General features: G+C 50.8%; 22 protein-coding genes. 3 read left to right on the forward strand and 19 right to left on the reverse strand.

Annotated features, from left to right (window positions below; translation table 11 throughout):
• Positions 1–47 precede the first annotated feature (47 nt).
• The 19 genes from ftsZ to leuO form a co-directional block, all read right to left on the reverse strand.
• Positions 48–1,199 carry a cell division protein FtsZ gene (gene ftsZ, locus WBL83_RS19350; RefSeq protein ID WP_064539921.1) on the reverse strand — a complete coding sequence of 384 codons (1,152 nt, stop codon included), beginning with the start codon at positions 1,197–1,199 and terminating at the stop codon, positions 48–50.
• A gap of 63 nt (positions 1,200–1,262) precedes the next feature.
• Entirely contained in the window at positions 1,263–2,519 is a 1,257-nt protein-coding gene (ftsA, locus tag WBL83_RS19355; protein WP_034460940.1) for a cell division protein FtsA, read from the reverse strand.
• Between the two features lie 2 nt (positions 2,520–2,521).
• Positions 2,522–3,355, reverse strand: coding sequence for a cell division protein FtsQ (gene ftsQ, locus WBL83_RS19360; RefSeq protein WP_424590646.1), 834 nt, complete (start codon positions 3,353–3,355; stop codon positions 2,522–2,524).
• A gap of 1 nt (position 3,356) precedes the next feature.
• Positions 3,357–4,277 carry a D-alanine--D-alanine ligase gene (locus WBL83_RS19365; RefSeq protein WP_424590647.1) on the reverse strand — a complete coding sequence of 307 codons (921 nt, stop codon included), beginning with the start codon at positions 4,275–4,277 and terminating at the stop codon, positions 3,357–3,359.
• Complete coding sequence (murC, locus tag WBL83_RS19370) at positions 4,270–5,745, reverse strand: UDP-N-acetylmuramate--L-alanine ligase (protein ID WP_424590648.1); 1,476 nt, start codon at positions 5,743–5,745, stop codon at positions 4,270–4,272. The genes WBL83_RS19365 and murC overlap by 8 nt, the downstream gene beginning before the upstream one ends.
• 67 nt (positions 5,746–5,812) lie before the next feature.
• Positions 5,813–6,880 carry an undecaprenyldiphospho-muramoylpentapeptide beta-N-acetylglucosaminyltransferase gene (gene murG / locus WBL83_RS19375; protein ID WP_424590649.1) on the reverse strand — a complete coding sequence of 356 codons (1,068 nt, stop codon included), beginning with the start codon at positions 6,878–6,880 and terminating at the stop codon, positions 5,813–5,815.
• On the reverse strand, positions 6,877–8,121 hold the full coding sequence (gene ftsW / locus WBL83_RS19380) for a cell division protein FtsW (RefSeq protein WP_424590650.1): 1,245 nt from the start codon (positions 8,119–8,121) through the stop codon (positions 6,877–6,879). The genes murG and ftsW overlap by 4 nt, the downstream gene beginning before the upstream one ends.
• Entirely contained in the window at positions 8,121–9,437 is a 1,317-nt protein-coding gene (gene murD / locus WBL83_RS19385; protein WP_424590651.1) for a UDP-N-acetylmuramoyl-L-alanine--D-glutamate ligase, read from the reverse strand. The genes ftsW and murD overlap by 1 nt, the downstream gene beginning before the upstream one ends.
• A 2-nt stretch (positions 9,438–9,439) precedes the next feature.
• The gene (gene mraY, locus WBL83_RS19390) at positions 9,440–10,522 is read right to left on the reverse strand and encodes a phospho-N-acetylmuramoyl-pentapeptide-transferase (RefSeq protein ID WP_424590652.1); all 1,083 of its coding nucleotides are present in this window, start codon (positions 10,520–10,522) and stop codon (positions 9,440–9,442) included.
• Positions 10,516–11,874: a UDP-N-acetylmuramoyl-tripeptide--D-alanyl-D-alanine ligase gene (gene murF / locus WBL83_RS19395; protein WP_424590653.1), complete on the reverse strand. Its 1,359-nt coding sequence runs from the start codon at positions 11,872–11,874 to the stop codon at positions 10,516–10,518. The genes mraY and murF overlap by 7 nt, the downstream gene beginning before the upstream one ends.
• On the reverse strand, positions 11,871–13,358 hold the full coding sequence (murE, locus tag WBL83_RS19400) for a UDP-N-acetylmuramoyl-L-alanyl-D-glutamate--2,6-diaminopimelate ligase (protein ID WP_424590654.1): 1,488 nt from the start codon (positions 13,356–13,358) through the stop codon (positions 11,871–11,873). The genes murF and murE overlap by 4 nt, the downstream gene beginning before the upstream one ends.
• On the reverse strand, positions 13,345–15,111 hold the full coding sequence (locus WBL83_RS19405) for a peptidoglycan glycosyltransferase FtsI (protein ID WP_424590655.1): 1,767 nt from the start codon (positions 15,109–15,111) through the stop codon (positions 13,345–13,347). Before WBL83_RS19405 ends, murE begins: the two co-directional genes overlap by 14 nt.
• Before the next feature lie 15 nt (positions 15,112–15,126).
• Entirely contained in the window at positions 15,127–15,492 is a 366-nt protein-coding gene (gene ftsL, locus WBL83_RS19410; RefSeq protein WP_424590656.1) for a cell division protein FtsL, read from the reverse strand.
• A complete protein-coding gene (rsmH, locus tag WBL83_RS19415; RefSeq protein WP_424590657.1) occupies positions 15,489–16,430 on the reverse strand; it encodes a 16S rRNA (cytosine(1402)-N(4))-methyltransferase RsmH in 942 nt (313 codons plus the stop codon). The genes ftsL and rsmH overlap by 4 nt, the downstream gene beginning before the upstream one ends.
• A gap of 3 nt (positions 16,431–16,433) precedes the next feature.
• Entirely contained in the window at positions 16,434–16,892 is a 459-nt protein-coding gene (gene mraZ / locus WBL83_RS19420) for a division/cell wall cluster transcriptional repressor MraZ (RefSeq protein WP_064539946.1), read from the reverse strand.
• 563 nt (positions 16,893–17,455) lie between these two features.
• Positions 17,456–18,460, reverse strand: a complete 1,005-nt coding sequence (cra, locus tag WBL83_RS19425) for a catabolite repressor/activator (protein WP_424590658.1) — start codon at positions 18,458–18,460, stop codon at positions 17,456–17,458.
• A gap of 172 nt (positions 18,461–18,632) precedes the next feature.
• Complete coding sequence (gene ilvN / locus WBL83_RS19430) at positions 18,633–19,124, reverse strand: acetolactate synthase small subunit (RefSeq protein ID WP_034460956.1); 492 nt, start codon at positions 19,122–19,124, stop codon at positions 18,633–18,635.
• A 2-nt stretch (positions 19,125–19,126) separates the two neighbouring features.
• On the reverse strand, positions 19,127–20,851 hold the full coding sequence (gene ilvI / locus WBL83_RS19435) for an acetolactate synthase 3 large subunit (RefSeq protein ID WP_424590659.1): 1,725 nt from the start codon (positions 20,849–20,851) through the stop codon (positions 19,127–19,129).
• A 414-nt stretch (positions 20,852–21,265) separates the two neighbouring features.
• Positions 21,266–22,210 carry a transcriptional regulator LeuO gene (gene leuO, locus WBL83_RS19440; RefSeq protein WP_424590660.1) on the reverse strand — a complete coding sequence of 315 codons (945 nt, stop codon included), beginning with the start codon at positions 22,208–22,210 and terminating at the stop codon, positions 21,266–21,268.
• Positions 22,211–22,875: 665 nt separating this feature from the next.
• On the opposite strand from leuO, the gene leuL reads away from it, so the two are divergent.
• The 3 genes from leuL to leuB all read left to right on the forward strand — a co-directional run bounded on the left by leuL (position 22,876) and on the right by leuB (position 25,712).
• Positions 22,876–22,959, forward strand: coding sequence for a leu operon leader peptide (gene leuL, locus WBL83_RS19445; protein ID WP_424590752.1), 84 nt, complete (start codon positions 22,876–22,878; stop codon positions 22,957–22,959).
• 88 nt (positions 22,960–23,047) lie between these two features.
• Positions 23,048–24,619 carry a 2-isopropylmalate synthase gene (gene leuA, locus WBL83_RS19450; protein ID WP_424590661.1) on the forward strand — a complete coding sequence of 524 codons (1,572 nt, stop codon included), beginning with the start codon at positions 23,048–23,050 and terminating at the stop codon, positions 24,617–24,619.
• A 1-nt stretch (position 24,620) separates the two neighbouring features.
• Positions 24,621–25,712 carry a 3-isopropylmalate dehydrogenase gene (gene leuB, locus WBL83_RS19455; protein ID WP_424590662.1) on the forward strand — a complete coding sequence of 364 codons (1,092 nt, stop codon included), beginning with the start codon at positions 24,621–24,623 and terminating at the stop codon, positions 25,710–25,712.
• The last annotated feature ends 1 nt before the right edge of the window (position 25,713 follow it).

The following is a 25,713-nucleotide window of genomic DNA, read 5'->3' on the forward strand; positions in this document are numbered from 1 at the left end:
GACCAGTTTAGCACAAAGAGCGGAGATCCCCAACTTCCGGTTTATTCTTAGTCAGCTTGCTTGCGCAAGAAGGCTGGAATATCCAGATAATCAGGCTCTTTCGTTGTTTGTGGCGTATTGTCATTCACTACTTTAGCGACTGGCTTTTGCTCTTGTTGAAGCGGAGCCATTCCGTGCTGTTGGTAGCGATCCATTACTGGCTGCTGAGTTTGCTTGTTGGTCACCAGGGTGATTTCTGGACGTTTGTCCATACCAATACCGGTTGCAACAACGGTCACACGCAGTTCGTCGTTCATCTCTGGATCCAGAGATGTACCGATAACGACAGTGGCGTTATCAGATGCGAATGCACGGATGGTGTTACCCACAGTTTCAAACTCATCCAGACGCAGATCAAAGCCAGCGGTGATGTTGACCAGCACGCCGCGCGCGCCAGACAGATCGATGTCTTCCAACAGCGGGCTGGAAATCGCCATTTCTGCTGCTTCTTCTGCACGGTCTTCGCCACTTGCCACTCCAGAACCCATCATGGCATAACCCATTTCGGACATTACGGTGCGAACGTCAGCAAAGTCGACGTTCATCAGACCCGGGCGGGTAATCAGTTCAGCGATACCCTGCACTGCGCCTTTCAATACGTCGTTTGCTGCGCCAAAAGCGTCAAGCAAAGAAATACCTCGGCCCAGAACTTTCAGCAGTTTGTCATTTGGGATGGTGATCAATGAGTCAACATGCTTAGACAGTTCGGCAATCCCCTGCTCCGCGAATGCCATGCGCTTCTTGCCTTCGAAGTTGAAAGGCTTAGTCACAACAGCGACAGTCAGGATACCCAAATCTTTAGCGACTTCTGCTACTACAGGTGCTGCACCTGTACCTGTACCGCCACCCATACCTGCGGCGATAAATACCATGTCTGCGCCTTCCAGTGCAGCACGTAATGCATCACGGTCTTCTTCCGCAGCAGTACGGCCCACTTCAGGGTTAGCACCGGCACCCAGACCTTTGGTAATACCATTACCAATCTGAATAGTCTGGCCTACCGCAGTTTTACGTAACGCTTGAGCGTCAGTATTCACTGCAAAGAATTCAACACCTTCGATGCGTTCACGCACCATGTGTTCAACGGCATTGCCGCCGCCACCACCGACGCCGATGACTTTAATCACCGCGTCGTTGGTCAGTTCCATAGGTTCAAACATAGTTTCTCTCCGTTTTGTGCCTGTCGCCTGAGACCGCTAATTTTGTCTGGTCTCTTATAAAATTTAAAACTCTTTTCTCAGCCAGCTGTTGATTCGCTTAATCCATGAGCCGACAGAGGTCCTTTTTTCCACTTCTGCTTCACCACTGAGATGTGTTTCTTTCCCGTAGTGCAGCAAGCCGACTGCTGTGGAGTAATAAGACTCCTGAGCATAATCAGTCAGGCCAGTAATATTTAACGGTTGTCCGATACGAACTTGTGTATGGAATACACGTTGCGCACAGGCTGCCAGCCCTTCAATTTGCGCCGCGCCACCCGTTAGTACAATCCCCGCCGCCAGGTGGTGCTTTACACCTTGCTGGCGAAGTTGCTCTTGTAATTGCAATATCTCTTCGTTAACCAGATTCAACAGTTCGGTATATCGAGGCTCGATAACTTCAGCGAGCGTCTGACGTTGCAGGCTACGTGGTGGACGTCCACCGACACTTGGCACTTCAACGTTTTCGTCTTTACCTACAATCGAACCCAGTGCGCAGCCATGGCGCACTTTAATAGCTTCAGCGTCACTCGGCGGTGTCCCGAAGGCATAAGCGATGTCGCTGGTCACCACGTTCCCTGCATAAGGGATAACTTTGGTGTGGCGCAATGCGCCGCCAGTGTAGACCGCGATATCCATAGTACCACCACCGACATCGACAACGCAGACCCCTAACTCACGTTCATCTTCAGTCAACACTGCGTAGCTTGCCGCAAGTCCTGCAAAGATAAGTTGGTCAACTTTAAGGCCACAGCGTTCAACGGCTTTAACGATGTTTTTCGCCATATCGTTATGGCAGGTAATCAAGTGCACCTTAGCCTGCATGCGCACACCCGATAAACCTACAGGATTTTTGATGCCTTCCTGGTAGTCAATTGCATATTCTTGCGGGATAACGTGCAAAACACGATGTTCGTCACGTACGCGCACCGACTTCGCGGTGTGAACGACGTTTTCAACGTCTTCCTGCGTCACTTCTTCTTCAGAAATTGGCACCATGCCAATCTCGTTTTGACAGCTAATGTGCTTACCTGACAGCGCAAGGTAGACCGAAGAAATTTGGCAATCAGCCATTAACTCGGCCTGGTCAATCGCGCGCTGAACGCATTTCACGACTGACTCGAGATCGTTTACGCCACCTTTGTCCATACCACGCGATGGGCAACTGCCCACGCCAATAATATTGACCATACCGTCAGGCAGAACTTCCCCTACTAAAGCGGCAACCTTTGCGGTACCGATCTCCAGTCCTACTACCAGTTTTCTGTCCGTCGCCTTGATCATTGTTATTCTGCCTGTGCCTGATTCTGTTGCTGATTAGGATTAGGTTCTTCTACGGGAGCAGGTTGCCAACCCACTGCCGCGCCCGAGTCATAACGCAAATCGACATAGCTAATCCTTTTATTGTCGGCTTGCTCTTGCTGCTGCAGAACAGGGTAAAGTTCTACAAAGCGACTCAAGCGTTTCATCGTATCGCCCCGGCCCAAATTAAGCTTAATGCCATTATTCAACGTCAATTGCCAGGAACGACGAGCGGTCATTGCCGCTTCTTTCAACGTAAATTTATCCTTTGCCAGCACATCGCCCATTGCGCGATAGCCTTGCAATACTTCACCTTCACTGCCTTCCGGCCCAGATAACATAGGTAAAGTCTGCTTTACAGCGCGTTCTGCTGGAACACTGAACGCATTTCCTTGCGCATCAATCATATGTTGATCATTCCAGCGCGCGATGGGCACATATTCAACCAGATGAATCTTCAATTCATCAGGCCACTGCTTTCTCACACTCGCCTGTTTAATCCATGGCAAACGTTCAATTTGCTGCTGAATGATATTCACATCCTGAGTCATGAATGTACCAGGCGGACCCAGCGCCAGAATTGACTGACGAATATCATCGTTACGGGTGTAATGCCGTTCACCAGTAACCACTAACTTAGACAGAGGAAGACGCTGTGCATCTTCCATCCAGCCGACCACAATCCAGCCGCCAATAAATACCGTAAACAGTACTGCGCTCAGGAAAATTATCCCGGCCAGTCGCCCACCGTTACTGCGACGAGAACTGGTTTCTTCTTCTTCCTGGCGATTACGCGTATTCAGAGCTGCTTGCGACATATCAGTCTGCCAACTCCAGAATACGCACTACCAGTTGAGAGAATGTCATTCCAGCCTGACGAGCCGCCATCGGCACCAGGCTGTGGCTGGTCATGCCCGGAGAGGTGTTCACCTCCAACAGGTAAAACTGCCCGTCACTATCTAACATGACATCTACACGTCCCCAACCGCTGCAACCCAGCACTTGCCAGGCTTGCAGCACTAAAGCCTGCAACTCTTGCTCGCGCTGCTCGATTAAACCGCTTGGACAAAAATACTGTGTCTCATCAGAGAGATACTTCGCCTCATAATCATAGAAAATTCCGGCGGGTTGGATACGAATTGACGGTAAAATTTCTTCGCCAAGGATAGCTACCGTATATTCAGGGCCGCTTAACCATTTTTCGATCAACACTTCTTCGTCATGTTTAAAGGCCAGTTCCAGTGCTGCTGGCAGTGCCGCAACATTATCGACCTTCGACATACCGACGCTTGAACCTTCTCGGCTTGGCTTAACGATGACTGGCATCCCCAAGCCTGCAATCCGTTCTACAGTGGATGCACTGATACCGGCTTCTACATCACGGCGCGTTAATGCGACCGATGGAGCCACCGGTAAATTGGCACCTTGCCACAGTAATTTGGTACGCAGCTTATCCATGGTGATAGCGGAAGCCATCACGCCACTTCCGGTATAAGGCAACTTCAGGAAATCCAGCAGCCCTTGAAGGGTTCCGTCTTCGCCGCCACGACCATGTAACGCAATAAAGACTTTGTCAAAACCCTGGGCTTTCAGCTCAGTCACTGGCGTATTTTTCGGGTCGACTTCATGCGCGTCAATTCCTGCTTCTCTCAGACCTGCAAGAACCGCCGCACCTGATTGCAAAGACACCTCACGTTCAGCGGAAGTTCCGCCCAGCAGGACAGCAATTTTATCAGCCATGTTGGTCTCCTTCCTTAGTGTGGGACTGCAATTTGAATTCAGCCAGGTTTCTGGCAACTTTCCCTACATTTCCCGCACCTTGCACCAGGATAAGATCATTTCCTGTCAAAACTGGTGCTAAAACATCCGCAATTTGGCTTGCGTCAGGAACAAGAATTGGGTCGACTTTTCCACGTCCACGAATTGTGCGACACAATGAACGACTGTCAGCACCAGGAATCGCGGCTTCGCCCGCAGAATAAACATCCAGCATCAGCAAAGAATCAACTTGCGACAATACGTTAGCAAAGTCGTCGTACAAATCACGAGTACGGGTGAAACGGTGCGGCTGGAAAATCATAACCAGATTTTTATCCGGCCAACCTGCACGTGCCGCTTTAATGGTGGCATCAACTTCTGTTGGGTGGTGACCGTAGTCATCAACCAGCATGGCGGTGCCTTCTTTGCCATTTACTTCGGCAAGCGGATACTCACCGAGGAAATCAAAGCGACGCCCGGTTCCCTGGAAGCTCTCCAGCGCGCGCAGGATGTCAGCATCATCAATGCCTTCTTCTGTCGCCACCGACACCGCAGCTGCGGCGTTTAACGCATTGTGGCGACCAGGAGCATTCAACGTAACATGCAATGCAGGTTTGCCCTGTCGCGCGATGGTGAAATGCCCCTGCGGCCCTTTCTGATGATAATTTTCGACGCGAACATCAGCGTCTTCGCTAAAACCATAAGTGGTAATTTTACGGCCCACACGCGGCAACAGCTCACGGATAACTGGATCGTCCACACACATGACCGCCAGGCCGTAAAACGGCAGGTTGTGCAGGAAGTTAATAAACGTCTGCTTTAAATTCTCGAAGTCGCCCTGGTAGGTATCCATATGATCGGCTTCGATATTTGTCACCACGGAAACCATTGGCTGCAGATGGAGGAATGACGCATCACTCTCATCCGCTTCTGCAATCAGGTAACGGCTATTGCCTAAACGGGCATGCGTTCCTGCGGCTTTGACCAGGCCACCGTTAACAAAAGTAGGATCAAGACCGGCTTCTGCATAAATGCTGGAAACCATCGCTGTGGTGGTGGTTTTACCATGCGTACCAGCAATGGCGATGCCGTGACGAAAACGCATCAACTCGGCAAGCATTTCAGCACGACGAATAACCGGGATACGCGCTTCATGAGCGGCAACAATTTCCGGGTTATCCATAGAGATTGCGGTAGAAACCACGACAACACTCGCATCCAGCACGTTTTCCGGGCGATGGTTGAAATAAATCGTGGCGCCCAGCGCCGACAACTGCTGAGTAACCGGGTTCGGAGCCAAATCAGACCCACTGATTTGGTAACCTTCATTAGCTAAAACTTCGGCAATACCGCCCATACCGGCGCCGCCGATGCCAACAAAGTGTATGTGCCGGACGCGACGCATCTCGGGCACGATAGAACGCAGTTTCGCCAGTTGTTGTGTATTCATTCTCTAACCTGCAGCGTAAAACGCCATTACTTCAAATATTCATGGGCTAAACGGCCACCCACAATGATTACGCCATTGCTGCGGCGCTCACTTCTTTTGCTACCCGCTCTGTGGCATCAGGAATGGAAACAGCACGCGCACGTTCGGCCATTGCCAGTAACGTTGCTCTGTCCCACCCGGCGAGAGTCTGGGTAACGGCATCCACAGTAAACTGCGGTTGCTCCAGTATTTTTGCCGCTCCAGCTTTTTCCAGCGGCAGTGCATTCCAGTACTGCTGACGGTCTTTATGCTGGAAGGGAACAAACAGCGCAGGTAATCCTGCCGCCGCGATTTCGCTTACGGTTAATGCACCTGAGCGACATACCACGACATCGGCCCATGCATACGCAGCGGCCATATCATCAATAAACTCAGTCACTTTATGCTGAGGTTGGCCGGCGTCAGCGTAAGCCTGCAGAACTACATCCTGCCCGCCTTTGCCCGACTGGTGCCAGATTGTGAAGGCATCTCCCAGTCGGCCTGCGACTTGCGGCATGGTCTGGTTGAGTACGCGTGCGCCCTGAGAACCACCGACCACTAAAACCCGAACCGGGCCTACTCGCCCCGCTAAACGCTCTTGCGGCAGCGGCAGTGCGAGGACATCGGTACGCACCGGGTTGCCCACTACATCCGCATTCGGGAATGCGCCCGGGAAGGCTTGCATCACTTTTTTGGCAATCTTTGACAGCCATTTGTTGGTCAGCCCGGCGATCCCGTTTTGCTCATGTAACACGACCGGAATACCCAGCGACCACGCCGCCAGACCGCCAGGACCTGAAACATAACCACCCATTCCCAGAACGACGTCCGGGCGATAGGCTTTCATGATGGCCCGAGCCTGACGCCAGGCGTTGAAAATCCGCACCGGTGCCAGCAGCATTGCTTTCAGGCCCTTACCACGCAGACCTGAAATACGAATAAAGTCGATCTCAATTCCATGCTTAGGAACCAAATCTGCTTCCATACGATCGGCGGTCCCGAGCCAGCGCACTTGCCAGCCCTGAGCCATTAAGTGATGCGCAACTGCAAGACCTGGGAACACATGTCCACCCGTCCCACCTGCCATCACCATTAACCGCCGGGTTTGATTACTCATCGCACACCCTTCGTAAACGCCTGCGCTTTAGCCAGACGTGTTTCATAATCAATACGCAGCAACATCATGATTGCTGTAGACATAATTAACAGGCTGGAACCACCGTAACTGATCAGGGGTAATGTCAGACCTTTGGTCGGCAACATCCCTGCAGCAGCACCCACGTTTACCAGTGCCTGGAAACTAAACCAGACCCCGATGGAGCAGCCCAAAAAGCCCGCAAAACGCTGGTCCATTTCTAACGCGCGTTTACCAATGGACATCGCACGAAAAGCCACGAAGAATACCATCAATAATGCCAGCACCACACCGATATATCCGAGCTCTTCACCGATAATCGAGAAGATGAAGTCGGTATGCGCTTCCGGTAAATATTCGAGTTTTTGCACCGAATTGCCTAAACCCTGCCCCCACAATTCGCCGCGACCAAATGCCATCAGAGATTGTGTTAGCTGATAGCCGCTACCAAACGGGTCATCCCATGGATTCCAGAAGGAGGTCACACGGCGAATACGATACGGTTCGGCAAGGATCAGCAGCACGACGGCGGAAATCCCCATACCGATAATGGCCAGGAACTGCCAAAGTTTTGCCCCTGCCAGGAATAGCATCGCCAGTGTGGTCACGAACAACACAACTACCGTACCTAAGTCAGGCTGCGCCAGAAGCAGCACCGCTAATACCAGGATCACGCCCATCGGTTTGAGGAAGCCGCGCAGGTTATTACGCACTTCATCCACTTTACGAACCAGGTAGTTGGCGAGATAACAGAACAGCGACAGCTTCGTGAACTCTGCAGGCTGAATACGTAGTGGGCCGAATGCAATCCAACGTGACGCGCCGTTAACCGAGCTACCAACAACCAGTACAATCAATAGCATCGCAATGGATAACAGCAGCATTGCAGTACTGTGGCGCTGCCAGAAATCCATCGGCAAACGCAGTGTGATCATTGCTAATACAAACGCCAGGATGATGTACAGACCGTCACGCTTGGCGAACAGGAATGGGTCATTCGCCAGACGCTGCCCTACAGGCATGGAGGCGGAAGTCACCATAATGAAACCGACTGCCGCCAGACCAAAAGTCAGCCATAACATCGTGCGGTCATACATTACGATGCTATTTGAGTCAGCTTCTTTGGTGCCCATCACCCAGCCTTTAACTGCCGACGCCAGCCAGCTCAGGATGGCAAATCCTGGCAATCGGGGCATTCGCAGGCGAGGGAGAGAGAAGCGCATCAGCCAAGCTCCTTCGCAAGTTGAGTAAATTGGTCGCCACGCTGTTCAAAGTTTTTGAACTGATCAAGGCTCGCGCATGCAGGCGATAACAGAACCATGTCACCCGGTTGTACGCGCGCGGCGACCAATTTCATCGCCTGCGCCATCGTTTCAGTTTGTTCAGCGACATCAGGACGCAACGCGGCAAGTTCTGTACCATCACGACCAAAGCAATAAAGACGAATCGCTGACCCTTGCAGGTATTGAGCCAGTGAAGAGAAATCAGCAGATTTACCGTCCCCCCCCAGCAGCAGATGCAAAGTCCCTTCGACTTTCAAACCATTCAACGCAGCTTCAGTACTGCCAACGTTGGTCGCTTTGGAGTCGTTAATCCAGCGCACACCGTTACGTTCCCATGCCAGCTGGAAGCGGTGAGCAAGACCGGTGAAGGTGGTCAGCGCTTTCAGGCTGCTGGAGCGCGGGAGTTTCACCGCATCAGCCAGCGCCAGCGCAGCAAGAGCGTTGGTGTAGTTATGGCGACCCACCACTTTCATCTCTTTGGTGTTGAGGATTTTCTCGCCTTTCACCCGCAGCCAGGTATCGCCCTGCTGATGGTTAAGGTGATAGTCACCGACATCTACGCCAAAACTGATGCAACGATCGTCTGCACCACGCACTGGCATGGTCAACGCGTCATCCGCGTTCACCACACACACCGCCGCGTTTTCATAAACACGCAGTTTAGCCGCACGGTACTGCTGCAGACCAAACGGATAGCGATCCATATGATCTTCAGTGACGTTAAGAATGGTCGCCGCTGCAGCTTTCAGGCTCGAAGTGGTTTCTAACTGGAAGCTGGATAACTCAAGTACATAAAGCTCCCGAGCAGGATCAAGCAGCATCAACGCAGGCAAGCCGATGTTGCCCCCCACGCCCACATTTATACCTGCCGCTTTTGCCATTTCACCGACTAAAGTTGTGACGGTGCTTTTACCGTTAGAACCGGTAATCGCCACAATCGGCGCTTGTGCTTCACGGCAAAACAGCTCGATATCACCCACGATTTCAACACCCGCATCAGCCGCGCGGCTGAGTGCAGGATGGGCTACAGCGATACCAGGACTGGCAACAATCAAGTCAGCCGCTAACAACCAGTCTTCATTGAGTGAGCCAGTATGTCGTTCTACCGCTTCTGGCAGTTTTTCAAGGCCTGGCGGTGAGATGCGGGTGTCCATCACGCGTGGCGTTACACCGCGCGCAAGGAAGAAATCCACGCAGGAAAGGCCAGTGAGGCCTAATCCGATAATAACGACTTTTTTACCCTGGTAATCAGCCATAGTTAACGCACCTTCAGGGTAGCCAGGCCAATCAGGACCAGCATCAGCGAAATAATCCAGAAGCGCACAATGACTCGCGGCTCCGGCCAACCTTTCAATTCATAATGGTGATGAATAGGGGCCATACGGAAAATGCGTTGTCCGCGCAATTTGAAGGAACCGACCTGCAAGATGACCGACAGTGTCTCAACAACAAACACACCGCCCATAATCACTAACAGGAATTCCTGACGCAGCAATACGGCGATAGTCCCGAGCGCACCGCCCAGAGCCAGAGAGCCCACATCGCCCATAAATACTTGCGCTGGATAGGTGTTGAACCACAAGAATCCAAGGCCTGCACCGACGATTGCCGTACAGACGATAACCAGTTCACCAGAGTGACGCAGATAAGGAATATGCAGGTATTCAGCGAACTTAATGTTACCGGTAGCCCAGGCCACCAGCGCAAAACCGGCTGCTACCAGAACAGTTGGCATAATGGCCAGGCCATCCAGGCCATCTGTCAGGTTGACCGCATTACCGGTGCCGACGATAACGAAATACGCCAGCAGCACATAAAACAGGCCAAGCTGAGGCATCACGTCTTTAAAGAACGGCACAACCAGCTCAGTGGCTGGCGTTCCTTTCCCTGCGCTGTACATCGTGAAGGCCACAGCCAACGCGATGACGGACATCCAGAAATATTTCCAGCGAGCAATTAGGCCCTTGGTATCTTTACGCACCACTTTGCGGTAATCATCGACAAAGCCAATCGCGCCGTAGCCCACCAGCACGAACAACACGCACCAGACATAAGGGTTAGATGGATATGCCCACATCAGTACAGAAATAACGATAGAAGTCAGGATCATAATCCCGCCCATCGTTGGGGTTCCGCGCTTACTGAAATGGGATTCAGGACCGTCGTTACGGACAACCTGGCCGAAAGAGAGTTGCTGTAAACGAGCAATCATACGCGGCCCCATCCATAACGAGATGAACAGAGCAGTCAGCAGGCTGACGATGGCGCGAAACGTCAGATAAGAAAAGACGTTAAAGCCGGAATAATATTTGACCAAGTGTTCGGCCAGCCAAACTAACATGTTCCATTCTCCTGTAATGCGCGTACTACCTGTTCCATGGCGGCACTACGTGAACCTTTCACTAAAATAGTCATCATCGAATGCTCGGCGAGCAACGTCTTCAAATGCGCGATTAAAGAAGGCTTATCGGTAAAATGTTCGCCAACTTCAGAGGCCAGACTGATTGTTTCGCTCAGTGAGCCCACGCTCAATACGCAATCAATGCCGGACGCTTTCGCGGCTTCGCCTACCTGGCGATGGCACTCAACAGAGTCATCGCCAAGTTCAGCCATATCCCCGACAACCATCACACGGAAACCAGGCATTTCGGACAGCACCTGTGCTGCGGCGGTCATTGACCCCACATTGGCGTTGTAACTGTCGTCGAGCAGAAGTTGGTTTTCAGAAAGTTGAATCGGGAACAAACGTCCAGGAACAGCTTTTAAGTCCGCAAGACCTGCTTTGATCGCTTCCAGTGGCGCACCTACCGCCATTGCAAGTGATGTCGCAGCCAGTGCGTTAGCAATGTTATGGCGGCCAGGAAGTGGCAAATTCACATCAATGTCGCCGTCTGGCGTTTTGATGGTGAATTCGGTGCCATGTGCAGTGATATGCACGTTGGTCGCGGTGAAATCGCTGCCGGTAGCATTGGGTGAGAAGCGCCAGGTTTTGCGCTCACCAATGATCTCTTGCCAGTTCAGCCAGTCATTATTATCGGCGTTGAGAATGGCGATGCCGTTTGCAGGCAGCCCGGCGAAGATCTCACCTTTGGCTTTCGCCACGCCTGCCAGTGAACCAAAACCTTCAAGATGCGCGGCGGCCAGGTTGTTCACCAGTGCAGCCTCCGGACGCGTCAAATTGACGGTCCAGGCGATTTCACCCTGATGGTTTGCACCCAGCTCAATGACCGCATACTCATATTCTGGCGTCAGGCGTAATAACGTCATTGGCACGCCAATATCGTTATTCAGATTTCCAGCGGTGTATAACGTGTTACCGCACTCGCGCAAAATCGCGGCGGTCATCTCTTTTACAGAGGTTTTGCCAGAAGAACCGGTCAGGGCAACAATACGCGTTGGAACCTGCTGACGAACCCAGGCTGCCAGTTCACCGAATGCCTGATGAGTATCCGCTACCACAAGTTGTGGAACGTTAACATCGAGCTTACGGGAAACCAACAACGCCCCTGCCCCGCCGTTTACCGCATCTTGCGCAAAGTCGTGCGCATCAAAGCGCTCGCCCTTTAATGCGACAAACAGGCAACCAGGAGTTAATTTGCGCGTGTCGGTAGTGACATCAATGATGTCGGCATCAGCCCCGTACAATTCGCCATGCAACACCGTGGCAAGATGGCTTAATGAAACGCGGATCATGCCACAACCCCCAACAAACGGGCGGCAGTGACACGGTCGGAGTAGTCCAGACGGCGTATACCAACAATCTGGTAGTCCTCGTGGCCTTTACCGGCCAGCAGAACTACATCATTTTCTTGCGCCTGCATTATTGCATTGGTTACCGCTTCGGCACGGCCTGCAACGACATATGCGCGACCCGCGTCCAGCATGCCAACCAGAATGTCAGCCACAATTGCATTCGGCTCTTCGGTACGTGGATTGTCATCGGTAACAACCACGATATCTGCATACTGTTCAGCAATGCCGCCCATAATCGGACGCTTGCCTTTATCGCGATCGCCACCGCAACCAAATACGCACCACAGCTTACCGCTGCAATGCAAACGAGCCGCTTGTAACGCTTTTTCCAGAGCATCCGGGGTGTGGGCATAATCCACCACCACCGTCGGTTTACCCGGTGCGCTGAAAACTTCCATACGGCCGCAAACCGGTTGCAGGCTCGGGGCCGTTTTCAGCAGTTCTTGAAGGGGATAATCCAGCACTAACAGGGTTGCCAACGCTAACAGTAAGTTGCTGACGTTGAAGGCGCCCATCAGGCGGCTTTCGATCTCTCCGTCGCCCCAGGAAGAGCTGAAGCGAATGGTCGCCCCGCCATCGTGATAGCGCACGTCGGTTGCTTTTAACCAACGGCCACGACAGCCCGGCTGTAAATTGTCTTCCATAGTAACGGCAACGGCGTCAGGTAAACGCGTTAACCAGTTGCGTCCGACTTCATCATCAGCATTGATGATGGCATTGCCGTAATCATGTTCAGAGAACAGCAGCCATTTGGCCGCTTCGTAGCCTGCCATATCACCGTGGTAATCGAGGTGGTCACGGCTTAGGTTAGTGAACACACTGGCAGCAAATTTCAGAGCGGAAACACGATGCTGGACCAGGCCATGAGAAGATACTTCCATAGCGGCAAAGGTCGCCCCCTGATCGGCAAGGTTAGCAAGCACTTGCTGTACATCAACGGCAGAACCGGTGGTGTTTTCAGTGGGTTTCACATTGCCAAGCAGGCCGTTACCCACAGTACCCATAACAGCACTGGTTTCGCCTAACAACTGGCTCCACTGGGCAAGCAGTTGTGCGGTGGTAGTTTTCCCGTTAGTCCCGGTAACACCCACCAAACGTAATGCACTCGAAGGCTCGTTGTAAAAACGCCCCGCCAGAGCAGAAAGACGTTGATGCAGTTGGCTCAGATAAATAACCGGCACACCGTGCATTTCACGGATTTCGCCATCCGTTGCTTCGCCTTCAGCTTCAGCAACGACAGCGGCTACGCCTTGCGCTATTGCCTGCGGGATATATCGACGCCCGTCCGCCTGATGACCGACTACAGCCACAAAAAGGTCGCCCGATGCCGCCACGCGACTATCGAGTGTCATTTCTCGCAGAGCTCTCGCAGGTAATGCTGGCACCCACGGAGCGAGAAGGTCGCGCAAATTACGATCTGCCACCTGATCCCTCTTTTTGATTGATTACAAATTCACTTTTTTCACCTGTCGCCAGAGCATCCGGTTCGATATTCATGGTGCGTAGAACGCCGCCCATGATGGCACCGAACACAGGTGCAGAGACGGCACCACCGTAATACTTACCTGCTTGTGGATCGTTAATTACTACTACCAATGCGAATCGCGGATTACTGGCTGGTGCTACGCCTGCGGTGTAAGCAATGTATTTGTTAACGTAACGTCCATCCGGACCGACTTTTTTCGCAGTACCGGTTTTAATTGCGATGCGGTAGCCCTTGATAGCCGCTTTCACGCCGCCACCACCAGGCAATGCCACACTTTCCATCATATGAACGACGGTACGAACCAAAGGCTCAGGGAAAATACGCTCACCTGGAACCGGAGGATCAACCTTCGTAATCGACAGCGGACGATACACGCCGTAGCTGCCAATCGTTGCGTAGACACGCGCTAACTGTAACGGAGTTACCATTAGCCCGTAGCCGAAAGAGAAGGTGGCCCTCTCTATGTCAGACCACCGTTGTTTTTGCGGATATAAGCCACTGCGTTCTCCGACCAGCCCCAAGTTGGTCGCTTTTCCCAATCCAAAACGTGAGTAAGTATCTACCAACGCTGAGGAGGGCATCGCTAACGCCAGTTTGGAAACCCCGACGTTACTCGACTTCTGTAGTACCCCGGTAAGGGTCAATTCGCTGTAGCGCGCCACATCTTTGATCTCATGACCATTGATGCGGTACGGCACGGTATTCAGGACGGTATTCTCACGCACCACGCCACGTTGCAGCGCAGTCATTACCACCATCGGTTTAACCGTCGAACCCGGCTCGAAAACGTCCGTAATGGTACGGTTACGCATCACGTCTTTTGGCGTGCCGCTAAGATTATTTGGGTTGTAGGATGGGCTGTTTGCCATCGCCAGAACTTCACCGGTGTTCACATCTACCAGTACCGCACTGCCCGATTCGGCTTTGTTGAAAGCCACAGCGTTGTTTAGCTCACGGTAAACCAGTGCTTGCAGGCGTTCATCAATGCTCAAAGCCAGGTTATGAGCGGCCTGGCTGTCAGTAGAGGAGATGTCTTCAATGACGCGACCAAAGCGGTCTTTACGGACGATTCGCTCGCCAGGTTGACCGGTTAGCCATTTATCGAAGCTTTTTTCAACGCCTTCAATCCCCTGGCTATCGACGTTGGTGAAGCCAATGAGGTGAGCGGTTACTTCGCCAGAAGGGTAGTAGCGGCGAGATTCTTCGCGTAGATGAATACCTGGAAGTTTGAGTTTTTTGATGTAATCGCCAATATCTGGATTCACCTGACGTGCAAGATAAATGAAGCGACCTTTCGGGTTACTGTTTACTCGGGAAGCGAGCTGATCAAGAGGAATTTTCAGTGCATCGGCCAGCGCTTTCCAGCGGTTATCCAGCGTGATGCCACCTGCGTCATGCAACTCTTTCGGGTCAGCCCAAATGGCTTTAACCGGCACACTCACTGCTAATGGACGGCCCGCGCGGTCACTGATCATACCGCGAGAAGTCGAAACTTCCTGAACACGTAAGGAGCGCATATCGCCCTGACGTACCAACATGTCCGGCGCAATGATTTGCAGCCAGGCAACGCGCCCCAACAGGAAAACCAGCGCCAGCAAAATGCAACCGCAAAGCAACGCAAAACGCCAACTTACAAAGTTGGCCTGTTCTTCCTGGCGTTTCGGTTTAAGCGTTTTTGCCGCTGCTCTCATCTGTCACGCGATTCCTTATTGCTGAACTACGATGTTTTCCTGCGATGGGTCGACATGCTGCAATTGCAGCTTTTCCGTCGCGACCCGCTCCACCCGGCTATGATCGCCCAGTGCGTTTTCTTCCAGAATCAGGTTACGCCATTCGATATCTAACGCATCACGCTCCACCACCATTTGCTCGCGCTGTGCGGTAAGCAGACGGGTGTGGTGCGCGGTGGTGACAACGAAAATGGCGGTAACGATAATGGCGGTAAACAAAATCAGTGGCATTTTCCCATTACGCAACAAGTCACCACCAATCACTGCTGGTAGCGCATGTCGCTCGCCACTGCTCAGTTGGCCAGTAACTTTAGTCAGGGCTTCTGCCACCTTGCCGATCATGCGTTCGTCCTTTCTGCTATGCGCAGTACTGAACTACGTGCACGCGGGTTTTCCGCCACTTCTTCATCGCCTGGCATCATTTTGCCAATCGATTTTAAGTATCTGCCGCCGAGCTTATTCAGCTGTGCTTCCGTCATTGGGATCCCCGCCGGAACCTGTGGCCCACGGGTGTTTTCACGCATAAAGCGCTTAACAATTCGGTCTTCCAAAGAGTGGAAACTGATGATCGACAGACGGCCACCAGGTGAAAGTGTTGGAATTGAACCTTTAAGCGCCTGTTCAATTTCTTCCAGTTCACTGTTGATCCAGATACGAATAGCCTGGAACGTACGGGTTGCCGGGTGTTTAAACTTGTCTTTAACCGGCATTGCCGCGGCCACAACCGTTGCCAACTCTTTAGTTCGAGTCATTGGCTGTTCACGATTACGTTCGATAATGGCGCGCGCGATACGTTTGCCGAACTTCTCTTCACCGAAGGTTTTGATAACCCAGGCAATGTCCGCTTCATCTGCACTCAGCAACCATTCCGCAGCCGATTGGCCGCGAGTCGGATCCATACGCATATCCAGTGGTCCATCACGCATAAACGAGAAACCACGTTCGGCATCATCAAGCTGAGGGGAAGAGACACCCAGGTCCAGCAGAATGCCGTCAATTTTGCCGAGCAAATCGCGTTCGCTTGCGTATTGAGCTAATTCAGAGAAAGGTCCATGAATGATAGAGAAGCGCGGGTCATCAATTGCTTGTGCTGCAGCAATGGCTTGTGGGTCACGGTCGATAGCCAGCAGACGTCCTTCTGGTCCCAACTGGGAAAGAATCAATCGAGAATGTCCGCCACGACCAAACGTGCCATCAATGTAGATGCCATCCTGACGAATGTTGAGACCATTCACGGCCTCATCAAGCAGCACCGAAGTATGTTTAAAATTTTCCATCATTATTTATAGTGACAAGTCCTGCAGCCTATCCGACAACGTAGTCGTCGTGGCCTGCTCAGCGTCGATGTCTTCCTTGACCTGTTGATGCCAGGTCGTTTCATCCCACAGTTCAAATTTATTGAACTGCCCAACCAGCATCACTTCTTTGGTTAGCCCGGCGTGTTGGCGCAAAACAGGTGCCAACAGTAAACGCCCGGCACTATCCATCTGACATTCACTGGCATGGCCCAGTAACAGTCGCTGCACGCGACGCTCTACAGGGTTCATGCTCGACAGACGAGCTAGCTTTTGTTCAATAATTTCCCACTCGGGAAGGGTATAAAGCAGCAGGCATGGGTGATGGATGTCGATGGTACAGACCATCTGACCTTCAGAGGTTTCGACAAGCGCATCCCGGTAACGGGTAGGTACGGCGAGCCGCCCTTTGCTGTCGAGATTGACTAATGTTGCCCCACGGAACATGCCAGCCTCACCCTTAAAATCCTCTTTCCACCACTTTCACCCACAAATTCCCACCCAAAGGAGTTTACGGAGCGGAGGAAAACCTTGTCAAGCAAGCTACAACGCTGATGGAAATAATTTTCATCTCGTAAGCGATTGATAAATGACTGGCGTGAAAAGGCGCTACATTCACGATGCAAAATTAACGTTATGAATATTTGAAAGAAAAATGGCCAATAAGCATAAATATCGTTAAATCGACTGAAAACCTGACAGGTAAAATATGAAGTGTTCAGTTTGCGACGCGGTCGGCATTTTAAGGTATTTCTCGAGAGGATAACAGCGCCAGATGCAGGCGAAGCGCGGGCTGGAGCGAAGATTGATACTTATCAGATGGCTATTGTTTATTTATCCGGCATTTTTACACATTGCTATGTAACAAAATAATTCTAAAGGTCATCTTATATCGATTAATGAAATAAAGTTTCCTCTATTACCCGCGAAAAATAATTACCAGAATGACTAATAAAAATAACACGGGAATATTCTTAATTAAGAATGGCAGCCGGAACTGCCATCTTTTGTTAGTGGCGACTTAAACTTCCACGGCGGTATAGATTACGACGAATACGGGTCAGGCCTGGTTTCGGCTTACGCGGCTCATCCAGACTCGCAAGAACTAACTCCAGCACACGTTCAGCAACGTCACGGTGGCGCTGTGCAACGGCCAAAACCGGGCATTGCAGGAAGTCGAGCAGCTCATGGTCACCGAAGGTGGCAATAGCCAGCTCAGTCGGTAATTGCCCTTCGCGTCGCAAGGTTACATCCATAACACCTTGTAATAATGCAAATGAAGTGGTGTACAGAGCCTGCGGCATGGGATGGGTTTCCAGCCATTTATCAAACAACTGCGCTGCGGCTTCGCGTTCGTAGCTGTTGGCATACAGGAAATGCACTTCACGAGGATCGTCTTTCCAGGCAGTGCGAAAACCTTGTTCACGCAGGTAGCTGACGGAAAGCTCCGGCAACGCGCCGAGATAAAGTACGGTTTCAGCTGGGAACGTACGCAGCTCGCTGGCCAGCATTTCCGCATCTTCCTGATCGGCACCGACGACGCTAATGAAGTTTTCACGGTCTAATGCGCGATCGAGTGCAATGATCGGAAATGAGTCGTTCGCCCAACGCTGGTAGAAAGGATGCTCAGGCGGCAATGAGGTGGAAACAATGATGGCGTCCACCTGGCGTTGCAAGAGGTGTTCGATGCAGCGCATTTCATTATCTGGCTGATCTTCAGAGCAGGCAATCAGCAACTGGTAGCCACGCTGGCGAGCCTGACGCTCCAGATAGTTTGCAATACGGGTATAACTGGTGTTCTCAAGGTCTGGAATAACTAATCCGATAGAACGCGTACGCCCGGCACGTAATCCCGCGGCCACCGCATTCGGGTGGTAGTTATGTTCGCGAACAACCGCCATAACTTTCTCAACGGTCTTATCGCTGACGCGATACTGCTTTGCCTTACCGTTGATGACGTAGCTCGCCGTGGTGCGCGAAACTCCAGCCAGGCGCGCGATTTCATCCAATTTCACAGTAGCCCCTTAATATAGGATTTCCATAACCATACCCTGGTCATGGTTTCATTTTATCATCTAAGCGCAGAATAATAACTCGGGCAACCGCTTTTGCTGGCAGTTGATGGGTAATTTGCAAAAAAAAACCCGGCATCGTTCACCGGGTTACTTTTCAGTCACTTTCCACATGCTAGCGCATGATTTTATCGCCGCGCGATACGCCTACAATGCCTGAGCGAGCCACTTCGACAATTTTTGCCACTTCACGAATGGTATTCAGGAATGCGTCCAGCTTATCGCTGGTTCCTGCCAACTGCACCGTGTACAGCGTTGGCGTGACGTCAATGATTTGCCCACGGAAGATTTCTGCGTTGCGCTTCACTTCTTCACGCCCGTAACCGCTGGCCTGCACTTTCACAAGCATGATTTCACGCTCAACGTGTGCGCCCTGCACCAGTTCGCTTACCCGCAGGACATCCACCAGCTTGTGCAGTTGCTTCTCAATCTGCTCAAGAACTTTCGCGTCCCCTACCGTCTGGATAGTCATCCGTGAAAGCGTAGGATCGTCAGTCGGAGCCACCGTCAGGCTTTCAATGTTGTAACCGCGCTGAGCGAACAAGCCTATCACTCGGGACAACGCCCCGGACTCATTTTCGAGTAATACAGATAATATCCGGCGCATAATCAGGTTCTCTCCGTTTTACTTAACCACATCTCATCCATACCACCGCCACGGATCTGCATTGGGTACACATGCTCAGTGCCATCTACTGTGACATCAACGAAGACCAGACGCTGGTTGCGCACCGCTTCCAGGGCTTCAATCAGTTTGCTTTCCAGCTCTTCAGGTTTGCTGATACCGATCCCTACGTGCCCATAAGCTTCTGCGACGCGCACAAAGTCAGGCAAAGATTCCATATAAGACTGGGAGTGACGACCAGAATAAATCATGTCCTGCCACTGCTTAACCATGCCGAGGTAACGGTTGTTGAGGTTTAATACCAGTACCGGCAATCCATATTGCAGCGCAGTGGAAAGCTCCTGGATATTCATCTGAATACTGCCATCACCGGTGACACAAACCACGGTTTCTTCCGGCAGTGCTAGCTTCACACCCAGTGCCGCCGGCAACCCAAAGCCCATGGTGCCAAGGCCACCAGAGTTAATCCATCGCCGTGGTTTATCAAAGGTGTAATAGAGTGCGGCAAACATCTGATGCTGGCCAACATCCGACGTGACGTAAGCTTCGCCTTTTGTCAGACGATAGATGGTTTCGATAACCGCCTGAGGCTTAATTTTGTCGCTAGTTCTGTCAAATTCGAGGCACTGACGCGCGCGCCAGTGTTCAATCTGCTGCCACCAGTCGCGAATTTCATCACAAGATTGCGAGGTATCTTCCTGCGCCAGCAATTCCAACATCTGCTGTAACACCTGCCGCGCATCGCCAACTATAGGAATATCCGCACCGACAGTTTTGGATATAGAAGTCGGGTCGATATCAATATGCAGCACGGTCGCATTCGGGCAGTACTTCGCCAGATTGTTGGTGGTACGGTCATCGAAACGCACGCCGACACCGAAAATAACGTCGGAGTTGTGCATCACCATGTTGGCTTCGTAAGTTCCGTGCATCCCGAGCATGCCTAATGCCTGGCGATGCGTACCCGGGAATGCCCCCAACCCCATTAAGGAGGAGACAACGGGAATATTGAGTTTTTCAGCCAGCACGCGTAGTTCGTCATGGCAGGCAGATGTGATCGCACCACCGCCAACGTACATGACTGGTTTTTTCGCGGCCAACAACGTTTGTAGTGCGCGTTTAATCTGCCCTTTGTGGCCCTGAGTCGTCGGGTTGTAAGAACGCATGCTGACCGATTCAGGGTAGCTATACGGGAACTTGTTTGCCGGACTCATAATGTCCTTCGGCAAATCCACCACCACCGGCCCTGGACGACCACTTGCAGCGAGCCAGAAGGCTTTTTTGATAACGGCAGGAATATCTTCCGCCTGTTTCACTAAAAAGCTGTGCTTCACGACCGGGCGAGAAATCCCCACCATGTCGCATTCCTGGAAAGCATCATAACCAATGAGGGAGGTCGCGACCTGGCCTGACAGCACCACCATTGGAATGGAGTCCATATAAGCCGTAGCAATACCGGTTATCGCGTTTGTGGCCCCCGGCCCCGATGTCACCAGTACGACACCGACTTCACCCGTCGCACGTGCCAGGCCATCAGCCATATGCACTGCCGCTTGTTCATGGCGCACCAGCACATGATCAATGCCGCCAATCGTATGAAGCGCATCGTAAATATCAAGTACTGCGCCTCCGGGATAACCGAATACATGTTTAACGCCCTGATCGATAAGCGATCGGACGACCATCTCGGCTCCTGACAACATCTCCATGGTTTGCCTCCAGGCTTACGTGTTTGACCGACCGCTGAAACCATTTCGGCTAAGTCGTTGAGACAGGTTGTTGCGCCCTGCATATGTCTTTTTAATTTTGATAGTCTGCCTAACATAACCGTTGAAAATCAGGCAATCAATTGCCAATCTTCACGCGTCAAAACACCGGTTCCTGACGAACACTACAAAACCCTAATCTGACGAAGTAAAACTCTGAGCATAAGCAAATAGTATGATTGGAAATATCATGAAAGGATGATTTGCAGGTTAAATCTAATTAGCTGGAGGGTTTATTAGTCTGGCAGGAGATAATGAGCGAAAGCAATAACAGCGGAAAAAACTACAAATTTAAACAAATGAAGAATAACCGGATAGCTTCCACCATCCGGCTGAATGAAGTCTCAACGCCTAAATCTATTTACTGCACACCGTGGTCAGAAGTTTTTCCATCCACTGGTGCCCTTTGTCGCGGCCGGCAGCTTCATGCCATGATAAATAGCAGGTCGCGGTATTATTTTTGAGAGGTAATTCGAAGGTTTGCAAATGTAGTGAATCAGCAAACTCTTCCGCTAACCAGCGTGGCGCGATAGCAACCAGGTGAGTTTGCGAGACGACATTTAAAACACTGGTCAATGCCATTCCCTGATAAGCGATGCAGGCTAACTTTTCGGGTGTTTGATACCAGGGAGCACTAAATGAGGCAAAACGCTCAAGAGAGACCACCGCATGTTTTTCGTTATACACATCTTCTTCGGTAATCGGTTTAATTAAGCGTGGATGTTTCTGATTGGCCACCAGCACCATTTCATCTTCAAACAATGGGATACAAGTGAACTCTGGGCGACGGAATTCGTTATAGCTAATTACAAACTCGGTCTCCTGATAACGCAACTGGTGTTCAATATCTTTATTTAAAGCTGATTTAAACAGTAATTGAATACCCGGCGCAAAGCGTTTCATATTATTGAAAATGACAGAGGTCAGCATATTATCTAAAGGGCTACTGACGCAGATATTAAATATTCTTTCACTACTGGTGGGTTCGAAACCTGCTCCAGGCAACTCATTTTGCACGAGTTGCAATGCCTGGCGAATTGAACCAAATAACTGAAATGCCCGCGCAGTAGGCTGGATGCCACGCCCATAGCGTACAAAAAGCTCATCGTTGAACATCACTTTAAGTCGGGCGACGGCATTACTCACTGCGGGTTGAGACATTCCCAGAGATTGCGCTGCGCGTGTAATATTCTGCATTTGCATTACAGCATCAAATACGGTTAATAAATTTAAATCAACAGAACGCAGTTGAGGTTTAAATCCATCATGAACTGCCGGTTGTTCTACATATTCATCAGACATGTCAGACTCCACTAAGATTGCAATTCCTTTTTCGCAGATTCACTCTGCGAGCTACCCCTATTATCATTTGCTAAACAGAACATGCTGATTAATGCTATTAATACGCCATCTAAATAGTTTAGATATTAATGAATAAACTAATGGCTTCTAATGCACCAACACGACTTTAGCGACTGACAAGCCTGATAAATCATTAAATTCATATGGTTTTTCTTCGTCAGTTGATTTCTGGATCATGCTAATCAAATCACAAAATGACTTAACACACAATGATTCGTCCAATGAATAATATATTAAGCATTGATAACATATCCTTTTCAGAAACAAACGTTCTACTAAAAAACTGCTAATAAAAATAGATACCAAAGTCCTAAAAATAATCTAAATGACCAATAATCCCCCCAAATCATAACCATGATGAATAACGTAAGTATTAAACATCATGTTTATAACTGTTTCTGATAATTTCATTTTTACTTGTGAAGGTAAGAAATCCTTTTTCATACTTTTTATATATGTTACGAAATCCGCATCTGTCAGCATGATTTGCTACTGTCCATTCCAGAGTTACACCCCATTACCCCGTACTAAAAGAATCGAGTGTTGACACAGCAAGACAGATCAAGTACCAATAAATGCATAACGAATTCACAGGAGCTTGAAACATGATTCGCACCGTCCGCCTACTAGGTCTACTACTAAACGCAACTTCATTGCGCGGTAGACTGGTGGGCGACAACAAGCGTTGATTCAAGCCTCCAGACAAAAAAACCCGCGCCACTGCGCGGGTTTTTTTTTGCTCGTAGCAACGGCCCCAAGACAAGAAAGGACCACAACATGAGCCAACAAGTCATTATTTTCGATACGACCTTACGTGATGGTGAGCAGGCATTACAAGCAAGTCTGAGTGTTAAAGAGAAACTGCAAATAGCGATGGCACTTGAACGTATGGGTGTTGACGTGATGGAAGTGGGTTTCCCGGTTTCCTCTCCTGGTGATTTCGAATCGGTACAAACCATCGCCCGCAATATCAAAAATAGCCGTGTGTGTGGCCTCGCTCGTTGTGTAGATAAAGATATTGATGTTGCAGCTGAAGCATTGAAAATCGCCGAAGCGTTTCGTATACACGTGTTCCTGGCAACCTCTACCATGCACATCGAAACCAAATTACGCAGTACCTTCGATGATGTATTAGCTCGAGCAGTCCACTCCGTAAAACGCGCCCGTAACTACACCGATGACGTTGAGTTCTCCTGTGAAGATGCTGGCCGTACCCCAATCGACAACCTGTGCCGCATTGTTGAAGCCGCGATTGGCGCAGGTGCTACCACTATCAACATTCCAGATACCGTCGGTTACACCACCCCAGTTCAATTCGGTGGCATCATTCAGACGCTGTATAACCGGGTGCCAAACATTGATAAAGCGATTATCTCTGTTCACTGCCACGACGATTTAGGGATGGCGACCGGTAACTCCATCGCGGCGATCCAGGCGGGTGCACGCCAGGTCGAAGGTACGCTGAACGGTATCGGCGAACGAGCCGGTAACACCGCGCTGGAAGAAGTCATTATGGCGATTAAAGTGCGCAGTCAAATGTTGGGCGTGCATACCAATATCAATCACCATGAAATTTACCGTACCAGTCAAATTGTCAGCCAGTTGTGCAACATGCCAATTCCGGCCAACAAAGCCATTGTCGGTTCCAATGCTTTCGCACACTCCTCCGGTATTCACCAGGATGGCGTACTGAAAAACCGCGAAAACTACGAAATCATGACCCCGGAAACGATCGGTCTGAATCAGGTGCAGCTGAACTTAACTTCACGTTCAGGCCGCGCGGCAGTGAAACACCGCATGGAAGAGATGGGATATAAAGAAGACGATTACAATCTGGACTCTTTGTACGACGCCTTCCTGAAACTGGCCGACAAAAAAGGTCAGGTCTTTGACTACGATTTGGAAGCCCTGGCCTTCATCGGTAAGCAACAAGAAGAGCCAGAACATTTCCGCATGGAGTACTTCAACGTGCAATCTGGCTCAAGCGTGATTTCTACCGCCTCAGTCCAGCTGCAATGTGGCGAAGAAACCCAGTCTGAAGCGGCAACAGGTAACGGCCCGGTCGACGCGGTCTACCAGGCGATTAACCGCATCACCCATTACGATGTTGAACTGGTGAAATACCAGTTGTCTGCGAAAGGACAAGGTAAAGACGCATTGGGTCAGGTAGATATTGTTGTGACCCATAAAGGCCGCCGTTTCCATGGCGTAGGTCTGGCGACCGATATCGTGGAATCTTCAGCAAAAGCGATGGTCAACGTGCTGAATAACATCTGGCGTGCAGGCATCGTCGAAAAAGAATTGCAACGCAAAGCTCATAATAAAGAAAATAATCAGGAAACCGTGTGACATGTCAAAAACTCATCATATAGCAGTATTGCCGGGTGACGGCATTGGCCCAGAAGTTATGGCTCAGGCGCTGAAAGTGCTGGATGCAGTTCGTAAGCGCTTCGATATGCGCATTACCACCAGTCAATATGACGTTGGCGGTATTGCCATTGATCGTCACGGCAACCCGCTGCCACCGGTGACCGTTGAAGGCTGCGAACAAGCCGATGCGATTCTGTTTGGTTCCGTCGGTGGCCCGAAATGGGAACACCTGCCGCCTGCTCAACAACCTGAACGTGGTGCGTTGTTGCCACTGCGTAAGCACTTTAAATTGTTCAGTAACCTGCGCCCTGCACGTTTGTACCAGGGCCTGGAAGAATTTTGCCCGCTGCGTGCTGACATCGCCGCTAACGGTTTCGACATCCTGTGCGTTCGTGAATTGACTGGCGGGATTTACTTCGGTCAGCCAAAAGGCCGCGAAGGCACCGGCGCACATGAAAAAGCTTTTGATACTGAAGTTTATTACCGCTTCGAGATCGAACGTATCGCACACATTGCTTTCCAGTCTGCCCGCAAACGTCGTAATAAAGTGACATCGATTGATAAGGCTAACGTCCTGCAGAGTTCGGTGATGTGGCGTGAAATCGTCGGTGAAATCGCAAAAGAGTATCCGGACGTTGAGCTGTCTCATATGTACATTGATAACGCCACGATGCAGCTGATTAAAGATCCGTCCCAGTTTGACGTGCTGCTGTGCTCCAACCTGTTTGGCGACATTCTGTCAGACGAATGCGCGATGATCACCGGTTCGATGGGCATGCTGCCATCTGCCAGCCTGAACGAACAAGGTTTTGGCCTGTACGAACCTGCTGGCGGTTCTGCGCCAGATATCGCAGGTAAAAATATTGCTAACCCAATTGCGCAGATTCTGTCTTTAGCTCTGTTACTGCGCTACAGCCTGGATGCTGAAGAGGCCGCTCAGGCCATCGAAAACGCCATCAATATCGCGCTGGAAGAAGGTTTCCGTACCGGTGATTTAGCGCGCAATGGCAATGCAATCAGCACCGAAGAAATGGGCGATACTATTGCTCGTTTCGTGGCCGAGGGGAAATAAT

This window comes from Buttiauxella sp. (assembly GCF_049686335.1).
Lineage (GTDB): Bacteria > Pseudomonadota > Gammaproteobacteria > Enterobacterales > Enterobacteriaceae > Buttiauxella.